15 protein-coding genes are annotated in these 17,959 nt (G+C 60.8%); 6 read left to right on the top strand and 9 right to left on the bottom strand.

Annotated elements, in window-relative coordinates:
- The first annotated feature begins 56 nt into the window (after window positions 1-56).
- Together CAF90_RS14670 and CAF90_RS14665 are read left to right on the top strand one after the other, a co-directional pair.
- Window positions 57-947, top strand: a complete 891-nt coding sequence (locus tag CAF90_RS14670; protein WP_007955716.1) for an ATP-binding protein — start codon at window positions 57-59, stop codon at window positions 945-947.
- Window positions 944-1,426 (top strand): GAF domain-containing protein, encoded by a 483-nt coding sequence (locus CAF90_RS14665; protein ID WP_011335287.1) that lies wholly within the window; start codon window positions 944-946, stop codon window positions 1,424-1,426. The genes CAF90_RS14670 and CAF90_RS14665 overlap by 4 nt, the downstream gene beginning before the upstream one ends.
- Here CAF90_RS14665 and CAF90_RS14660 read toward each other — a convergent pair whose 3' ends face one another.
- The 8 genes from CAF90_RS14660 to CAF90_RS14625 all read right to left on the bottom strand — a co-directional run bounded on the left by CAF90_RS14660 (window position 1,427) and on the right by CAF90_RS14625 (window position 12,766).
- Window positions 1,427-4,369 (bottom strand): HD domain-containing phosphohydrolase, encoded by a 2,943-nt coding sequence (locus CAF90_RS14660; protein WP_085607132.1) that lies wholly within the window; start codon window positions 4,367-4,369, stop codon window positions 1,427-1,429.
- A 48-nt stretch (window positions 4,370-4,417) separates the two neighbouring features.
- Window positions 4,418-8,062, bottom strand: a complete 3,645-nt coding sequence (locus CAF90_RS14655) for a transporter substrate-binding domain-containing protein (protein ID WP_085607129.1) — start codon at window positions 8,060-8,062, stop codon at window positions 4,418-4,420.
- 8 nt (window positions 8,063-8,070) lie between these two features.
- The gene (locus CAF90_RS14650; protein ID WP_007955724.1) at window positions 8,071-8,697 is read right to left on the bottom strand and encodes a response regulator transcription factor; all 627 of its coding nucleotides are present in this window, start codon (window positions 8,695-8,697) and stop codon (window positions 8,071-8,073) included.
- Between the two features lie 346 nt (window positions 8,698-9,043).
- Window positions 9,044-10,372 (bottom strand): deoxyguanosinetriphosphate triphosphohydrolase, encoded by a 1,329-nt coding sequence (locus tag CAF90_RS14645; protein ID WP_085607127.1) that lies wholly within the window; start codon window positions 10,370-10,372, stop codon window positions 9,044-9,046.
- 68 nt (window positions 10,373-10,440) lie between these two features.
- Complete coding sequence (locus tag CAF90_RS14640; RefSeq protein WP_085607125.1) at window positions 10,441-11,604, bottom strand: EAL domain-containing protein; 1,164 nt, start codon at window positions 11,602-11,604, stop codon at window positions 10,441-10,443.
- A 123-nt stretch (window positions 11,605-11,727) separates the two neighbouring features.
- Window positions 11,728-12,066: a hypothetical protein gene (locus CAF90_RS14635; protein WP_064598290.1), complete on the bottom strand. Its 339-nt coding sequence runs from the start codon at window positions 12,064-12,066 to the stop codon at window positions 11,728-11,730.
- The gene (locus tag CAF90_RS14630) at window positions 12,063-12,449 is read right to left on the bottom strand and encodes a phage holin family protein (protein WP_007955728.1); all 387 of its coding nucleotides are present in this window, start codon (window positions 12,447-12,449) and stop codon (window positions 12,063-12,065) included. Before CAF90_RS14630 ends, CAF90_RS14635 begins: the two co-directional genes overlap by 4 nt.
- Window positions 12,450-12,451: 2 nt before the next feature.
- Entirely contained in the window at window positions 12,452-12,766 is a 315-nt protein-coding gene (locus tag CAF90_RS14625) for a YqjD family protein (protein WP_007955729.1), read from the bottom strand.
- A 319-nt stretch (window positions 12,767-13,085) separates the two neighbouring features.
- On the opposite strand from CAF90_RS14625, the gene CAF90_RS14620 reads away from it, so the two are divergent.
- Window positions 13,086-14,294: an ammonium transporter gene (locus CAF90_RS14620; RefSeq protein ID WP_085607466.1), complete on the top strand. Its 1,209-nt coding sequence runs from the start codon at window positions 13,086-13,088 to the stop codon at window positions 14,292-14,294.
- On the opposite strand, the gene CAF90_RS14615 is transcribed toward CAF90_RS14620, so the two are convergent.
- On the bottom strand, window positions 14,291-16,003 hold the full coding sequence (locus CAF90_RS14615; RefSeq protein ID WP_085607123.1) for a monovalent cation:proton antiporter-2 (CPA2) family protein: 1,713 nt from the start codon (window positions 16,001-16,003) through the stop codon (window positions 14,291-14,293). The two genes, CAF90_RS14620 and CAF90_RS14615, sit on opposite strands and share 4 nt — an antisense overlap.
- A 190-nt stretch (window positions 16,004-16,193) precedes the next feature.
- Between CAF90_RS14615 and CAF90_RS14610 the strand changes: the two genes are divergently transcribed.
- From CAF90_RS14610 to CAF90_RS14600, 3 genes are all read left to right on the top strand, one after another.
- Window positions 16,194-16,430 carry a glutaredoxin family protein gene (locus CAF90_RS14610; RefSeq protein ID WP_007955734.1) on the top strand — a complete coding sequence of 79 codons (237 nt, stop codon included), beginning with the start codon at window positions 16,194-16,196 and terminating at the stop codon, window positions 16,428-16,430.
- A 165-nt stretch (window positions 16,431-16,595) separates the two neighbouring features.
- Window positions 16,596-16,913 carry a hypothetical protein gene (locus CAF90_RS14605; protein WP_007955735.1) on the top strand — a complete coding sequence of 106 codons (318 nt, stop codon included), beginning with the start codon at window positions 16,596-16,598 and terminating at the stop codon, window positions 16,911-16,913.
- Between the two features lie 69 nt (window positions 16,914-16,982).
- Window positions 16,983-17,876 carry a pseudouridine synthase gene (locus CAF90_RS14600; RefSeq protein WP_085607121.1) on the top strand — a complete coding sequence of 298 codons (894 nt, stop codon included), beginning with the start codon at window positions 16,983-16,985 and terminating at the stop codon, window positions 17,874-17,876.
- The last annotated feature ends 83 nt before the right edge of the window (window positions 17,877-17,959 follow it).

Below are 17,959 nucleotides of genomic sequence, written 5' to 3'. Positions count from 1 at the left end.
GCTGTCTGTCGTCGCTGCACCGCCATCATCACTGTGAACGAGCCCGAGGAGAAGACGTGGATTCCCGATTGAATGCTTTTCTTGAGCGCGCCGAGTCGGTTCTGGCGCGAATCGAACCACTGCTGCCGGCTCCACGCCCGGTCATCGACTGGGGTACCTGCCTGGCCGCACGCTGGCAGCGTGACGGTCGCAGCGGTTATTTGCTGCCGCTGGAAGTCAGCCTCGACATGCGCCTGTCGGACCTGATCGGCGTCGACCGCCAGCTGGAGCAACTGGGCCGCAACACTCAGCAATTCCTCGATGGCATGCCGGCCAACCATGCGCTGCTGTGGGGTTCGCGCGGTACCGGTAAATCGTCGCTGGTCCGCGCGCTGCTGGCAGAGCATGCCAAGGCCGGTTTGCGCCTGATCGAAATCGAACGCGATCACCTGGCAGACCTGCCACGGGTGGTGGAGCAGATCGCCAAGCTGCCGCAGCGTTTTGTGCTGTTCTGCGACGACCTGTCGTTCGAGTCCGGCGAAGGCGACTATCGCGTGCTGAAAAGCGTGCTGGACGGTTCGCTCGAACAGGCGCCGGACAACGTGTTGCTGTACGCCACTTCCAACCGTCGCCATCTGGTGCCGGAAAAGGAAAGCGACAACGAAAACTGGAAGCGCGTCGATGGCGAGCTGCATCCGAGCGAGGCGGTTGAAGACAAGATCGCGCTCTCGGATCGCTTCGGCCTGTGGCTGTCGTTCTATCCGTTTACCCAGGAACATTTCCTAAACGTCGTCGAACACTGGATCGGCCAGTTGGCCGCCAAGGCCGGCCTGAGCTGGGAGCGCGACGAACAACTGGACATTCTCGCCGTGCGCTGGGCAACCGGCCGTGGCAACCGCAACGGACGTTGCGCGTACCAATTCGCCCGTTACTGGGTGGGACTGAAATTGTTGGAGCACAAGGCATGATTGATTTGCAACAGAGCGGCCAGGGCCTCGAAGGCTATGGCATGTTGGCCGCGCAACTGGAATCGCTGCTGGCGGACGAGCGCGATTTCATCGCCAACGCCGCGCAGTTTTCGGCGTTCCTGTTCAACCAGCTCGATGACCTGAACTGGGCCGGTTTCTACCTCAATCGCAACGAAGAGCTGGTGCTCGGCCCGTTCCAGGGCCAGATCGCCTGCGTGCGCATTCCGTTCGGTCGCGGTGTGTGCGGCGCGGCGGCTGCCAGCCTGCAGACGCAACGGGTCGAGGACGTTCACGCGTTTCCTGGCCATATCGCTTGCGACAGCGCGTCGAACAGCGAGCTGGTCGTGCCATTGGTCAAGGACGGTCGCCTGATCGGCGTGCTCGACCTCGACAGCCCGAAGCTTGCGCGTTTCGGTGCCGACGATCAGGCCGGGATCGAACAACTGGCGGCGATCTTCCTGCGTCTGACCGACTGCTGATCACGCCGTAAGGCCTGCCTTGAGCAGCACGGCCGCCGGGTCCACGGCATCGATCTGCCGTGGATCGAGAAACCGCGTGGCGTACTGCAAATACACGCCATCGCGGATGAACAGTCCGAACAGCTCGGCATCGATGTGCGCTTCACGGCACATGGTGGCCATGATCCCCAGCGCTTCACTGAGGGACTTGGCTTTTTTGTACGGGCGGTCGGCGGCGGTCAGGGCTTCGAAAATATCGGCAATCGCCATCATGCGCGCCGGAAGGCTCATGTCCTCGCGTTTCAGGCGCTTGGGATAGCCGGTGCCATCCATCTTTTCGTGATGCCCGCCGGCGATTTCCGCGACGCTGTTCAGATGCCCGGGGAAGGGCAGGTGGCTGAGCATCAGGATCGTCTGCACCATGTGATGGTTGATGATGTAGCGTTCTTCGCGGGTCAGGGTGCCCCGGGGAATGCTCAGGTTGTACAGCTCGCCGCGATTGTATTTGTACGGCGGGACGTCGAGCTTGAAGCCCCACGGATTGTCCTCGGGAATCAACTCGCCCTCGGCGCGCTCCAGCAGATGCTCCGGCTTGTCTGCCAGCAACGTTTCGGTGACCGGTAAGGTCGGTGCCAGGGTGCGTGACTGACGCCGGTTCTCTTCCCATGACAGGCCCAGCCGATCATCCAGCGTACGCGTCCATGGGCGTTGCGCGATGCCTTGCAGGCGTTGCAGGTCGGCCTCGGCCATCGCTTCACTGCCCAGATTGCAGTGGGCGACGAATGCAAAATCATCATCCAGTGCCGTCAGGGTTGCGTCGCGCAGCTCGGCCAGTTGCCGCTCTTCGCCGCCCATGGCCAGGGCTTGCCAGTAGCTGACCCAGGCATCGCGCTTGAGCACTTCGAAGCGGGTGCGGATTTCGTGCAGGCGATCGTTCAGGGTTTCCAGTTTGGTGGCTTTGTCGACCACGTATTCCGGGGTCGTGACCTTGCCGCAATCGTGCAGCCAGGCGGCGATGTGCAGGGCCTCCCATTCGTCTTCGTTCGGCTGATAATCGCTGAAGGCGGGCGCCTCACTGGCTGCGGCGGCATGGGCGAGCATCAGGGTCAGCTCCGGCACGCGCTGGCAATGCCCGCCGGTATAAGGACTCTTGGCATCGATGGCGCCGGCCAGCAGTTGAATGAACGCATCCAGCAGTTGCTTCTGCCGGGCTTGCAGGCGCTGGCTTTCGATACTCACCGCCGCTGCCCCGGACACCGCTTGCAGGAAGGCAATGCGGTCGGGCCGCAGCTTTTCCAGATCACTCGCCGTGCCGCTGTCATTGATCAGCAGCACCAGCAGGCCGACGGTCTCGTTGTGCCGGTTATGCAGGCGGATACCGATCAGATGAACCCTCGGCGACTCCATGGCCAGCAGCACTTTCTGCAGGTCGGTGGCCTGTTCGAAACCCAGATTGCTCACGACGGTGTTGGCGTTCGCCAGTTCCCGAAACCATTCGGGGCCCTGAGTAGCGTCAAGATTGCGCCCCTGAATATCGAACGCGGCCAGGGCTTGTGACGCGCCATCCACCACCAGTCCGTAGGGCTCCATCCGGTTGCCATCATTTTCGCGAAGATAAATCAGGCCCGCCTGGGCCTGGGCGATCTGCGCGGTCTCGAACAGGACTCGTTGCAGCAACGGGGCGAAGCGGGTTTCGGCGGTCAGGCTGTCGGTGATCCGGAAGAAACTGGCCAGCGTGTCTTTCATGCGGGCCATCGACAGACTCAACTGGTCGACCTCCAGCACCGGTGATCGACGGGTCACGGGAAAATTGAAATCGAAACTGCGAATCGCATCGGCCTCCTTGACCAGCGCATGCAGCGGCTTGACCAGAATCCGCGAGATCAGCCACCCGAGCGGCAGGCACAACAGCAGGGTGGCCAAGGTGATCAGCGCGCCTTGCCAGCGCATGCGATAGGCGTCGACCAGCAACTCGTCCTCCGGCACCAGCAACGCCATCTGCAAACCTTTCGGCCCGCCTTCCTGCAACTGGCTGCGGGCGACGATCCATAGTCGGCCGTCGGCCTTGAGCCGATTGCCCTGATGGCCGGACAACAAGGCGCCAAGGGCGGGGCTCAAGTCGGCAGCCTTGGCCAGACGCGCCGTACGGTCATCGACGATCAGCCGGCTGCTGTCGGGGTAGGCCACGGCGTTGCCTTCGGCGTCGAACAGGACGATTTCCGTGGCCGGTGTCACCACGTGTTTGATCAGGGTTGCGGAGAGTGCGTCGAGGGTCAGGTCGGCGCCGATCACCGCGTCATCACCGCTGCGTCGGGCCAGCGTCGTGCCGACGTTGTGGGTGGAGAAAAAGACGTAGGGTTCGGTGGTGATCTGTTCGGTCTGTTGCCGCGCGTTGATGTACCAGGCGCGGCTGCGAGGATCATAAGGATCGTCGGGGTTGTCCTGCCGGCCGACCGGAGACAGTGCCTGGTCGAAGAACAGCGACTGCGAATGCGCCTGACCGCTGGCGTCGTGTTCGATGCTCCAGACCTGAAACGCCGCGGCGTCCGGTGCCTTGAGCAGGGTTTTCAGCGCCGGCGTGCGCAAAGGACGAACCATGAAAAAATCGCCGTTGCCATAACCCAGGTACAGCGAGGCCAGATCCGGGTTGTCCGTCAGGGACTGGCTGAACGGCTTTAGCAGCGCCAGGCGCTGTTCGAGGCCGGAAGAGCGGGCGGCGGGGGGCTCCGCCAGCAGGCTCAGCAGGTGTCGAATCGGTTCATAAGTGGCCTGCAGATCAAGGCGCACATCCTGTTCGATGCGGTTGAACAGTTTTTCGCTGCTCGACAGGATGATCTGTGTGGTCTGTCGATAGTTGAACAGACCCAGCACCACCCCGGTGAGCAACAGCAGAAAAGTGAACATGACGCTGATGTGCACATGCAGCGGAAACCGGCGTTGTTCCGGGCGCAGTGGGCTGGGCATTGCGGACTCTCCGTGTAGGTAAGCACACTGCTCAGCGTCCAAGCATAGTTAAGCCCCGGTCACTTTGCTCTCGCTGATCCGGTTCAGTTGCTGTTCCAGTGCCTGCTCCAGTTCCAGGATGGCGAGACGGCTGGCCTGGCAGCGACGCTCGATCTCATCCCCCGGCTGCGCTTGCAGGCACGCCAGCTCAAGTGCATCGCAGCTGTCGATCAGGCGCGAGGCCTGGGCAATGCGCGCGGCGCCCTTGATCTTGTGGGCGATGACGGCCAGCGCGGGAGGATCCCGGGTGAGGGACAGGGCCTGCAATTCCTGCCGGTCAAGACGACTGCTGTTGAGCAGTTCTGCCAGCAAGCGGTGAGTCTGGGACGGGTTGCCACCGGTCAGCAGCGTGAACCCTTGCAGATTGAACACCGGCGCACGGAACAGCGGCTGAATACTGTCGACCCATTGGCTCAGGCTGTTCAGGCTCAGGGGTTTGAACAGACACTCGTTCATGCCGGCCTGTTTGCAGCGCAGGATCTCCTCCGGCTGGGCATTGGCGGTGAACCCCAGCACCGTGCAGGCCGGACGACGGGTGATTTTTTCGTGCTGACGAATCGCCCGGGTCAGCTCGTAACCGTTCATGACGGGCATGTTGCAATCGGCGATGACCAGATCGAATTCGCCATTTTTCCATTGTTCCAGCCCGCGCAAACCATCTTCGGCGATACAGAAACGATGGCCGAGGTATTCAAGCTGTTGGCACATCAGCAGCCGGTTGGCCGGGTGGTCATCGACCACCAGAACCGTCAACGGAATGAGGGGGGCCTGAATCTGTGGTTCCTCTTCAGCTCTCGCCACTTGCGCAGGCAGGATCGCCACCGGCAGAGAAACAGTGACCTGAGTGCCGATTCCGGGGAGGCTGCTCAACCGCAGTTTTCCACCCATCATCTCGCACAGGTTGCGGCTGATGACCAGCCCCAGTCCCGCACCACCGACGGTTCGCTGCCCGCCGTTGCCGGCCTGGGCGAAGGGTTCGAACAGGCGCGACTGATCCTGCGTCGTGATCCCGATGCCGCTGTCCTGTACGGTCAACTGCATCACCGAGCGTTCGGGGTCATCCGTGGGTAGAAGATCCAGCGTGATTCTGATGTGTCCTGCTTCGGTGAACTTGATGGCATTGCTGATCAGGTTCGACAGCACCTGCTTGAAGCGCAGCGGGTCGAGGTGTACATCGACATTCAGTTCAGGGGGAGAGACGGACACGGTCAGTGAGAGCTGTTTTTGCCGGGCGAGACCTTCGAAGATTCTGACCACCGAGCCGACGGTATCGATCAGGTTGATTCGTTCGGGGTTCAGGCTCAGCCGCCCGGATTCGATGCGCGCAATGTCCAGGATGTCGCCGATAAGGCCCAGCAAGTCCTTGGCGGAGTGGTAGGCCGTTTCGATGCCCGAGCGATCCGGATGAGCCTGATCCATGCGCTTGAGCGTCAACTCGAGCATGCCGATCACGGCGTTCATCGGGGTGCGGATCTCGTGGCTCATGGTCGCCAGAAACGTACTCTTGGCCCGGTTGGCATCGTCTGCCCGTTCCTTGGCTGCGCGAAGTTCGTCGAGCAGTTCGCGGCGCTCACTGATGTCGATCCAGCCGCCGATGATTCCCTGGACTTCACCGCTGGAGTCCCGGTACGGCAGGATCCAGTGATAGATCGTCAGGTGCCGGTTGCCGATCTGCAAGGGCCGGTCGAGCACCAGCGGTTTACCCTCGGCCACTACCCGCTGATAGTCGGCCTGATACGTCAGGGCCTCGAAAGCATTGTTCAATGCACCCTGCATCACGCTTTTGCCAATGACCTCTTCGCGCCGGGCATTGAACGCCTGGAGATAGCTGTCATTGCAACTTTGCAGGACGCCCTGGCGGTCACGCACGTAGATGGGGTGGGGTGTGCCGTTGACCAGTGAGCCCATGAATTCCAGCTGGTCATTCAAGGCCCGTTCGGCCGCCTTGCGTTGTCTGATCTGGCGGCGCATGTAGGCATTCCACAACAGCGACAGCAGCAACAGCAGGCAGGCGCCGCCGATCACTTGATAGAAAAAACGCTGGTATTGGCGCCAGGTGCCTTGTGAAACGCCCGAGTATCCCCGCCAGCGCCCGTTGATGATGCCCAGTTCTTCGGGGGTGATGCTCATCAGCGTCTTGTCGATGATCGAGCCCAGCTCCGTGTTGTCCCGGGCGGTTGCCAGCGAGAAAGCCGCCTGACGTGTGCCGATGGTGGTGGTGATCTGCAGTGGCTGTTCAAAGATGCGGGAAGTAATGAAGTAGTTGGCGATGACCAGCGAGTTCACGGCGCCCTCGACCTGACCTTCGTCGAGCAGTGCCACGGCGCTGAAGGTGTCCGGCGTTTCGATCAGCTGAATACGCGGAAATTCGGTGCGCAGATATTCGATCATCGGATTGCCTTGGGCAATCGCCAGCCGCTTGCGTTTGAGCTGGCCCAGGTGTGTCGGGCTGTCGGCCGCTTTTCGGGTCAACAGCACGTAGGAGTTTTCCAGGTAGGGACGGCTGAAGGTCAGGGTTTCTTCGCGTTGGGTGGTGGGCAGCAGGGCGGCAATCAGGTCGGCCTGGTGATTTTCAATCTGCTTGATCATCTCGGCATCGCTGCGGCTGCGGCGTATTTCGAAACGCAGACCGGTGCGCAGGCGAATGAGTTCGAGCAGGTCGGCACTGATGCCGCGAAAGTTGCCTTCACTGTCGAAGAACGTCAGCGGAGCGAAGGCCTCGTTGACGACAACACTTACGACCGGATGCTTTTTCAGCCATTGTTCTTCGCGTCGGGTCAGTTGCAGCTTCTGGTCGGTGAGCAGTGTGTCGCTGCCGACGCTCCAGCGTTTGGCGATGTTTTCGCGCTCGCTGCCCGGGACAGCCTTGAGCACGGTGTCGATGATGCCGGTCAGTTGCGCGTTGTTGCGATGCACGGCGAAGCTGAAACCGTGGGCCTCGTGCTTGCCGAAATTGGCCATGCGAATGTTGTTCAGGTAACCCTTGCTGATCATGTAGTGGGTGGAGATGGTGTCGCCGAGAAATACGTCCGCCTGATCGAATGCGACCGCGTTGATTGCGTTCTGGTAGGACGGATAGGACGTGATGAGGGCTTTGGGATACATCGCCTTGACCTCATCCAGCGGCAGGTAGTGATAGAGCATGCTCAGCCGCAGACCGGCCAGGCCTTCGGTCAGCGAGCGGGTTTCGCCTTCGCGGGTCACCAGCACCGGCTGGTCGACTGCATAGGGTCGTGACAACACGATGTCAGGGTTCTCCGCTTCGAAACCGTTGGACGTACCCAGGATGTCGATGCTGCCGTCGATCAATGCCCGGATCGCGGCTTCTCGCGAGGCGAAGCGCCTGACCTTGACCGGCAGTCCGGTCGCCTGGCCAATCAGTCCGGCGTAATCCGCCGTGAACCCCTCGAAGTCGTGACCGCTGGTGGTCATGTCGAAGGGCGGATAGTCGGGAGCTGAGGCTCCCAGAATCAACTCTTTGCGAGTGTGCAGCCACGCCGCTTGTGATGGCTCGAACAAGACCGGTAGCGATCGATCGGTCGAGCGCGCGAGCAGGGCAAAGTCCTGAAAACCAGGCGATGCAACTGTGACAGGCGCGCTGAGACTCAGGCATGCACTCAATGCAATCAGAAAATTCTTTAAGCGACGGGGCATGTTGGCTCTCACACGAGTGCGTTACGTTTGGCCATTTCGATAAGTTCTACAAGGGACTTGGCTTTCAGTTTTTGCATCAGGCGTTTTTTATAAGTGCTGACGGTTTTATTGCTGAGAAACATGCCTTTGGCAATTTCCTTGTTGGTGCGCCCTTGGGCAAACAGTTGCAGGACCATCAGTTCCCGGTCATTGACGGATTTGAAAAGTTCAAGTTCTACATAGCGCACATCATCGTGACGAACAGGATTCAAAGCCTGGCTGGGAAAGTAGTTGTAACCGGACAGCACAGCTTTGATTGCACTGACCAGTTCACTCAAGTCTTCCTGTTTACACACATACCCCGACGCACCTGACTGCATGCAGCGGATGCCGAACAGGGTCGGGCATTGTGCGGTCAGCACCAGCGTCTTGAACGGCGAACTCATGGAGTTGAAGCGGGCCAGGACCTCCAGGCCGTCGAGCTTGGGAATGCTGATGTCGAGGATGATCAAGTCGGGCATGCATTCGCGAACCATCTGCATGGCATCGACACCATTATCGGTTTCTCCGACGACTTTATAACCTTCATGCTCCAGCAGCATTCGAACGGCGAGGCGGATGACCGGGTGATCGTCGACAATAAAAACGGAGTTCATAATCAAATCCCATACGAGCGCAAATAAAGGGCGAACCTTAGCTCAGATGAATGAACGCACGCATGAACTGACAGGGCGTCAGCGGCAATCAAGGAGAAGTCCTACAAATAAAGAGGAATCAGACTACGTGTTAACTAGGTTTGACGTAGGTAGAGGCGTGAGATGTTCCAGCGTTGTACTTGATTAATTTGGCAGATGCGCAGGAAAAGTTTGTGCGGTCAAGGTTGAAGCTATTATTCGTTGTTTGTTTCTGTCTTCTTGAAACTATAAAAAAGGAAGACTTGTCTTTTCGCCGCTACTGCACCAGACCCGACCGATCCATTGCAGATCGGTCGGGCGGCAGGCGTCAATGACTGGAACGTCCGGTCATTTCCAGCGCCATGTCGCTGGCGTAGCTGTCGGTCATGCCGGCGATGAAGTCGATCATGCGCAGGAACGACGCGTGCAAGGGGCCGTGCGGATCCGGCGCATTGTTGCCCAGCAGATCGAGGATCCGGCGGCTCTTGAACGACGGCGTGCGGCCGTTGTGCTGTTCCAGGGCCGCACCGCAGAAGGCGTTGAGCAAAATCTCCAGGGTCGTGTAGGCGCCGATTTCGTGCAGGGTCTTGCGCTTGTCCTGGAAGATTTTCTTGCGGGCGATGTCCTTGGCGTTCAGCACGCAACGCTTGGCCGGACCGTGCATGTGTTCCACCAGATCCCCAGGCAGTGTACCGGCCAGCAGTGCGTCCTGTTGTTCGACGAAGGCGCGGGCCGCAGCGTTGGTCAGGTGCTCGATGGCCTTGCCGCGCAGGATTGCCAGTTTGCGCCGGCGCGAATCCTGCGGGCCGAGCTGGCGATAGGTTTCAGGCAGGTCATCGCCGACCAGACCGAGCAGCAGCGACTCGACTTCGGCGTAATCCAGCAGCTCCATTTCCAGGCCATCTTCCAGATCGATCAAGGCGTAGCAGATGTCGTCCGCCGCCTCCATCAGATACACCAGCGGATGGCGCGCCCAGCGCTGTTCTTCGAGTTGCGGCAGACCCAGCTTGTGGGCGATCTGTTCGAGCAATGGCAGTTCGCTCTGGTAGCAACCGAACTTGTGCTTTTTGTAACCGAGGGAGTCGGCGTGACGCGCGGTCCACGGGTACTTCAGGTAAGTGCCGAGGGTGGCGTAGGTCAGCCGGGTGCCGCCGTCGAACTGGTGATACTCCAGTTGCGTGAGCACCCGGAAGCCCTGGGCATTGCCTTCGAAGTTCAGGAAGTCGCCGCGCTCGGCATCACTCATCGCGTCCAACCAGCCGCGCCCGGCAGCCTGCTGGAACCAGTGTCGGATCGCGTCTTCGCCGGAGTGGCCGAATGGCGGGTTGCCGATGTCGTGCGCCAGGCAGGCCGACTGCACCACCATGCCCAGATCGCTCGGCTCGCACCATTCGGGCAGGGCGCGGCGCAGGGTTTCGCCGACACGCATGCCCAGCGAACGGCCGACGCAACTGACTTCCAGCGAGTGGGTCAGGCGCGTGTGAATGTGGTCGTTGCTCGACACCGGATGCACCTGGGTCTTGCGCCCCAGGCGGCGGAAGGCGCCGGAGAAGATGATGCGGTCATGGTCTTTATGGAACGGGCTGCGGCCAAGTTCCTGCGGGCTGTGCAACGGTTTGCCGAGACGTTCGCGGTTGAGCAGGGTATGCCAATCCAAGGCTGATTCTCTCCGTCTGGTGACTGATTCCCTAGCTTCCCGGTTCAGGCTGGCATCTGCAAGCGCAACTACAAGCCCGCCGCATCGATGTCGATCAGCAGCAGGCGCTCGCCGTTATCGAAAAACTGTCCGGCGGTCAGGCAATACTGGTTGCTGGTGGCGTCGCGATAGGTGTTGGAAAGGGTCAGGCGTCGTTCTTCCCAGCCTTCGGCCAGCAGGTGATAGAAGTACGGACGCCATGACCAGTTGTGGCCCAGGTAGCGGTTGTCGGCCACCCAGCCGCTTTGTCGCCATTCCAGGTTTGGCGTCAGCTGGGTGCCGTGACGGTCGCACTGATAAAAGCGCAGCAGCCAGGGAAAGGCGTCGAGCTGTGGCAGAGCGCTGAGTGGAGCGCGGGCCTGGGCCCAGGTTTGCAGGATGGTCATGAGTTCGCTGAGCTGCTGGCGCATGAACATCAGTTTGCTGCGTTCGGCCAGCTTCTGGCGCACATAGGACTGGCGCAGCTCGGCGAAGCGTTCAACGAAGTCATCCGTACCAAAAAGCGCCTCCTGCGCGCGGGCGAACAGAAAACCCTGCACGTAACGCGATCCGCACTCCAGCGCGAAATTCAGTTGCGCCGCGGTTTCCACGCCTTCGGCAATGATCCAGCAGCCAGTCTTTTCGGCCATTTGCGCGAGGGCCTTGACCACGTCACTGCTCGGTCCGCCAAGTGCGGCGGCCTGGAACAGGCGCATGTCGAGTTTGAGAATGTCCGGTTGCAGCGCCAGCACGCGATCGAGCTGGGAATAACCAGCGCCGAAATCGTCGATGGCGATCCGTGCGCCGGCATCGCGATAGCGCGCTACGACTTCGCTCAGGCGCTGGCTGTTACCGCCAAGCTCGGTGATTTCGAAAACTATCCTTTGCGGGTCGATGCCATGCCGGGCGAGCTGTTTCAGGCTCGGCAGTGCCTGGTCGGCACGCAAGCGGCTGATCCAGCGCGGTGACATGTTCAGGCTGAGAAACCAGTCCGGCGGTGCCTCGTGCAGTCGACTTAGCGCGTTATCGCGAATCTGCCGGTCCATTCGGCGCAGCGCGATGGCCGGGGTGCGCGGGTCGGCGAACAGCGGTCCGACCGACGCCAGTTGGCCATCGGCCTGGCGCAGACGACCCAGTGCCTCGACCCCTGCAATGCGTCCGGTGGCGGTATCGATGAAAGGTTGAAAGCAGGCGAGCGGTTGCCCGTCGATCACGGGGCCTCCTTGTCGTTCTTGTTCTGGTCGAATTCTGCCGGCCGGATAGGCAAGCGGGATTGAACCTCCGGATAAGAGATTCAATCCCGCCGGTATTGCAAGAATGCAGCCAGATGCGAGGGATCAGCGCTTGCTCGAACTCTGCATGACCAGTTTGATCAGCGGAGCGAGGCTGGTGCCCAGGCGGATCAGTCGGGTCAAGCCGCCGACACCTCCGCTCTTGGCCCCTTTTCCCGTGATGAAACCCAGCAGCGTCACGGCCGCCACGCCCCACAACGGCGCGTGCTTGATGCCGAACCCGCCCTGCAGGTTTTGCGTCATGCCACGCATGCGCTGCAGAGGTTGCAGGACCTGGCCGGTTTCGTGGCGGATTTCCTGACGATGCATTTCCATGCGCAGACGGATCAGTGCCTTGCGCATTTCCCGGCGAGAGCTGTTGTGCGGAAGTTCAGGCAGGCTCATGGCAGCAGGCGCTCCCGGTCATTGGCCAGTTCTTCCAGCGTGCCGTGGAAGGGCGAGGATTCATCGAAGATCGCGGCCTTGAGACGCAGCGCGCAAAAGATTGCCGCCAGGGTATAGAACACGCACAGGCCAATGATTGCGGCCAAGCGATAGGTGTCCCAGAACACGATCAGTACAAGCGTCGACAGGCCGACCAGCAACAGTAGCGCAAACACCAGCGCCAGGCCGGCGAACAGCAACAGGCTGACGGTGCGTGCTTTCTGTTCCTGCAGTTCGATGCCGAACAGTTCGACGTGGCTGTGCAGCAAACCGAGAACGGCAGCACCCAGACGGCGTGTGGAGGAGGCGGTGCCCGAGTCCGGGCCGGATTCACCGATCGACATGATCAGCGCCGCGTGGCCAGCAGGCCGATCAGAAACCCTACGCCGGCGGCGATGCCCACCGATTGCCAAGGGTTGGCCGAGACATATTCTTCGGTGGCGGTGACCGCAGCCTGACCGCGCTCGCGCAGGGTGTCTTCGGTCAGCTTCAGGGTTTCCCGTGCGCGCAGCAGGCTTTCGTGGATCTGTTCGCGCAGCTCGTCAGCCTGATCACCGGCCAGCGTGGCGGTGTGTTCCAGCAAGCGTTCAGTGTCGCTGACCAGAGTCTGGAAGTCGTTCATCAGGATTTCTTGAGCAGTCTTTGCCTTGATGCTGGCCATGGGGGATCTCCGTAAGTGGCGTTCTGAAGCGGTGTTCTGAAGCGTTCGAGTATGAGCCAAGTGTGAAGGTTCAGTGCAAATGGCTGGTACAACTTTTGCTGTGTCGTGGTGCGTCGATCGGTGGCAGTGCGCTGTTGCCGGGCGCGAAACCGGGCAAAGCAACGCCCGGATGATGAGGGTTCATGTCAGCCCATCGACCTTGTGCGCCAAAGCGGTTCACCGGACCACCGGATCAGTGACCGCACAGTCGCAACTTGGTGCATGAAATGTGCGCATGAACCGCTTTGGTGCCTTTTTTCAGCCTTGGGTCTGCCTCCTCATGGAAAATCTGCAAAGCGCTGTGGACACGCTGGTTCACAGTTCCAACACATTGTTCATTCTGATCGGTGCGGTCATGGTGCTGGCCATGCACGCCGGGTTCGCGTTTCTGGAGGTCGGAACGGTTCGCCAGAAAAACCAGGTCAATGCGCTGTCGAAGATTCTCAGCGACTTTGCGGTGTCGACCCTGGCCTATTTCTTTATAGGCTACTGGCTTTCGTACGGGGTGACCTTCCTGCAACCAGCGGCGGTGCTCAGTGCCGATCATGGTTATGGGCTGGTGAAGTTTTTCTTCCTGCTGACCTTTGCGGCGGCGATTCCGGCGATCATCTCTGGCGGCATCGCCGAGCGCGCGCGGTTTGTGCCGCAACTGTGCGCCACGGCGCTGATCGTGGCGTTCATCTACCCGTTTTTCGAAGGCATGATCTGGAACGGCAACTACGGTCTGCAAGCCTGGCTGACCGCGCAGTTCGGTGCCCCTTTCCATGATTTTGCCGGTTCGGTGGTAGTGCATGCCATGGGCGGCTGGCTGGCGCTGGCGGCGGTGTTGCTGCTCGGGCCGCGCAACGGGCGCTATCGCGATGGCAGGCTGGTGGCGTTCGCGCCGTCGAGCATTCCTTTTCTGGCGTTGGGTTCGTGGATCCTGATCGTCGGCTGGTTTGGCTTCAACGTGATGAGCGCGCAGACCCTGCAAGGGGTCAGCGGACTGGTGGCGGTCAACTCGCTGATGGCGATGGTCGGCGGCACGGTGGCGGCGTTGATCGTCGGGCGCAACGACCCGGGCTTTCTGCACAACGGCCCGCTTGCCGGGCTGGTGGCTGTGTGTGCCGGTTCCGACCTGATGCATCCGGTCGGCGCGCTGGTGACCGGCGCGATTGCCGGCGCCCTGTTTGTCTGGTGCTTCACGGCGGCACAGGTCAAATGGCGCATCGATGACGTGCTGGGTGTGTGGCCGTTGCACGGTCTGTGTGGCGTGTGGGGCGGCATCGCGTGCGGGATCTTTGGATCGACCGCGTTGGGCGGGCTCGGTGGCGTCAGCCTGATCAGCCAGTTGATCGGCAGCGCCCTCGGTGTGACGGTGGCGCTGATCGGCGGTTTCGCCATCTACGGTTCGATCAAGGCGCTGCATGGTCTGCGCCTGAGCCAGGAACAGGAGTACTACGGCGCTGACCTGTCGCTGCACAAGATCGGCGCGGTGAGCCAGGACTAGGTCTCCTCATCGTCGGCTCCGGGGTAAAAGCCGTGAAGCAGGCGATAACGATCGATGCGCACCTGATCGACTTTCTCCTGCACCCGGTGCGCAGGAAACCCCAGCATTATCAGGGCATGGGAGCCGAGCATCAGGCTCGACTCCAGCAGTTCCGGCACCACTTCGCTGGCGCCGGCTGCTTTCAGCTCGGCCGACTGGCTGTCGTCCCGGGTGCGCACCAGGATCGGCACTGTCGGGTTGAGGCGTCTGGCCTCCTTGAGAACCCGCAAGGCCACATCGGCTTGATCCACGGCAATCACCAGCAACCTGGCGCGCAGCAAACCGACGGCGGTGAGCAGATCGCCGCGGGTTGAATCGCCGTAGTGGACGTCGCGTTCTGCGGTAGCGGCCTCCTGAATCCGCACCGGATCGTTGTCCAGCGCGACGTAGGATTGCCCGGCATTGCGCATGAAGCGCCCGATCGACTGACCGACACGGCCGTAGCCACAGATCACCACATGCCCGTCGAACCCGGCATTGAGGGCGCTGATTTCCTCGATCTGCGCTTCCTGATTGGGCTTGCGGTGCAGGGCGGCGGCGATGCGCGGTGCGGCGCGTAACAGCAGGGGCGTCAGCAGCATCGAGCAGAAGGTGGCGGCGAGCAGCAGGGCACCGAGCTCGGCGGGGAGCAGCCGGCTCTGCTGCATCTGCGCCATCAGGGCGAAGCAGAATTCACCGCCCTGGGCGAGCGCGAGGCCGCTGCGCCAGGCCGTTTCACTGTCGCTGCCGCGCCATTTCACCAATAGCGCCACCACCAGGCCTTTGATCACCAGCAAACCCAGGGTCATGCCGATAATCAGCAGGCTGTGGCTGGCGAACAGTTGCAGGTCGATCAACATTCCGATGCTGACGAAAAACAGTCCCAGCAGAATGTCGCGAAACGGCCGGATATCGGCCTCTATCTGATGCCGGTAATGGCTCTCGCCCAGCAGCATGCCCGCGAGGAACGCGCCGAGGGCCGGAGAAAGACCCAGCAGGTGGGTCAGCCAGGCTGTCAGCAACACGATCACCAGCGCCAGCAGCACGAACAACTCTGCGGAACGGGATGCCGCGACTTCCTGAAACAGGCGGGGCAGCAGCCAGCGGCTGGCCAGCAACAAACCGAAAAACAGCAATACGGTCTTCAACAAGGTCAGGGGCAACGCCCAGTACCAGGCCTGATCACTGCTGCCGGCGAACACCGGTACCAACGTCAGCAGCAACACGGCCACCACGTCCTGGAACAACAGGACGCCCACCGCGTTCTGGCCATGGCTGCTGAAGATTTCGCCGAGACTGCCCAGCTCCTTGGTCACAATCGCCGTGGATGACAGCGACAGGCCGGCGCCCATCAGCAAGGCCGGTGTAGTGGGCATGCCCAACAGCATCAGCACGCCTCCCAGCAGGAATGTGGTGATCAGTACTTGCTGGCTGCCCAGACGGAAAACCACCTGGCGCAGGGCAATCATTTTCGACAGGGAAAACTCCAGCCCCAGGGAAAACAGCAGAAACACCACGCCCAGTTCGGCAAGATCCGGCAGATGTTCGCTTTCATTGATCCAGTCGAATGCCTTCGGCCCGACCATCAAGCCCACGCACAGGTAGCCCAGCACAGGCGGCAGGCGCAGGCGACGGAACAGGGCAATCATCACCAGGGACGACGCCAGAATGATCAGCAGATTGGCAAACACGAGGCACTCCAGAACAGGTCAGGCTCTTCAAGCGTAGAGGTAAAAAACACCGGAGCATCGCGTAAATGGCGATTTTGTGGGCTGATTTACATCAGGGTTTTACGAGGCGCGGGATCGAACCCGGTGGGTGGGTCGACGGGCTTTGCGGGCAGGCCTAGAATGATCACTCGATTTTTGGGGTTGAGCGCACATGCTTCCTGAATGCCAGTTGTTCGGCACCCTGGGGTGCCATTTGTGTGAAGTCGCGGAGGCCGAGCTGATGCCTTTTGTCGAGCATGGTCTGCTGGTGGAACTGGTGGATATTGCTGACGATGAATCGTGGTTCGAGGCCTACAGCCTGCGTATCCCGGTCTTGCGAAGGGTCGATACCGGCGCGGAACTGGGGTGGCCGTTCAGCGCCGATCAGGTGGTGGCATTCCTGCGTTAACGGCCCTTTCTCTTTCGCGTTGGTGGCGCTCGTCACCTTCGCTCAATCACGGCTTGGCACTTTTCGGGTAATTCGGTTACTGTATGCGCATACAGTAATTGGGTTGGCCTGCCATGCCGTTTCCGGGCATTCGTCAGGGCAAGCCGGATGTCAGAGGGAGCCACCGTGGTCAATGTCGAACAGTTGAAAAGCAGCGTGAACGGGATGTCGGTTGACGTGGTGCGCGAGGCCGTCCACGAATTGCGCCTGGACGGTCTGGTCACGGAAGGCAAGACTCCCTTCAACAAGCTGCATTTCAACACCTGCTTTGCCGAGATCGAGGCCTTGTTCCAGCGTGCCGGCTATCACAAGCAACTGGATGTGGTCGGATATCAGGGGCTTTTGTACGCCTTGTACGATCCGGGCCGTTGGGACGCCGTGGATGTGTTGCGCTGGCTCAAGGAATTCACCGAGGCGGCGGCGCTCAAATCGATCCCCGCCTGATTCCGCGCTAGGTCTGCCGCGTCCGGTGTTGGATAATGCCTCTCTGCTTTGAAGGTTAGAGTTTTCCGTATGTCCAGCACGTCAACGTTTTCCGCCGCACAGAATCAGGCCAGCACGCTGTATCTGCCCCCCGGTAGCTGGCGGACAGTGCTCGACTGCCTGTGTGAGCATTTCAGTGCCATCGGGCGCGATCAATGGCTGGATCGAATCGCCCGGGGCCGGGTGCTGGATGGTCAGGGGCAGCCGATTGCGCTGGACTTGCCCTACAAGGAAGGGCTGCGCATTCACTATTTTCGTGAAGTGCCGGATGAAAAGCCGATCCCGGTGGTCGAGTCGATCCTGTATGCGGACGAGCATCTGGTGGTGGCAGACAAGCCGCATTTCCTTCCGGTGACCCCGGCCGGCGAGTACGTCGATCAGACCCTGCTTCGCCGATTGATCCGGCGCCTGGACAATCCCCATCTCGTGCCGCTGCACCGGATTGACCGGCATACGGCCGGGCTGGTGATTTTCTCTGCCAATCCACAGACGCGGTCGGTGTATCAGTCACTGTTCCCGACTCGGCAGATCGAAAAACGCTATGAAGCCATTGCGGCCGCGCTGCCCGAGTTGGACTTCCCGTTGGTGCACAAGAGCCGCATGATCGACGGTGAACCGTTTTTCCGCATGCAGGAAGGGCCGGGTGTGAGTAACACCGAAACGGCGGTGGAGGTTCGTGAAAAGAACGGCGAGCTCTGGCGCTACGGCCTGTATCCGGTAACCGGCAAGAAGCATCAGCTACGGGTGCACATGACGGCGCTGGGGGCGAGCATCTGCAATGATCCGTTTTACCCCGAAGTGCTCAAAGACGTTGAAGATGACTATGCCAATCCGCTCAAACTGCTGGCGCAGGGGTTGCGATTCATCGATCCGGTCACGGGGCAGGTGCGGGAGTTTGAAAGCCGGATCACGCTGGACTGGTGATCCCGGGTATCAACCCTTTTTTGCCAGACACGAAAAAGCCCGCAATATGCGGGCTTTTCTGTATCCGCTGTCGAACTGAAGAC

The organism is Pseudomonas sp. B37(2017), assembly GCF_002112885.1.
In the GTDB taxonomy this organism is placed as follows: Bacteria; Pseudomonadota; Gammaproteobacteria; order Pseudomonadales; family Pseudomonadaceae; genus Aquipseudomonas; species Aquipseudomonas paraglycinae.
This window is presented reverse-complemented; position numbering and strand designations above follow the sequence as displayed.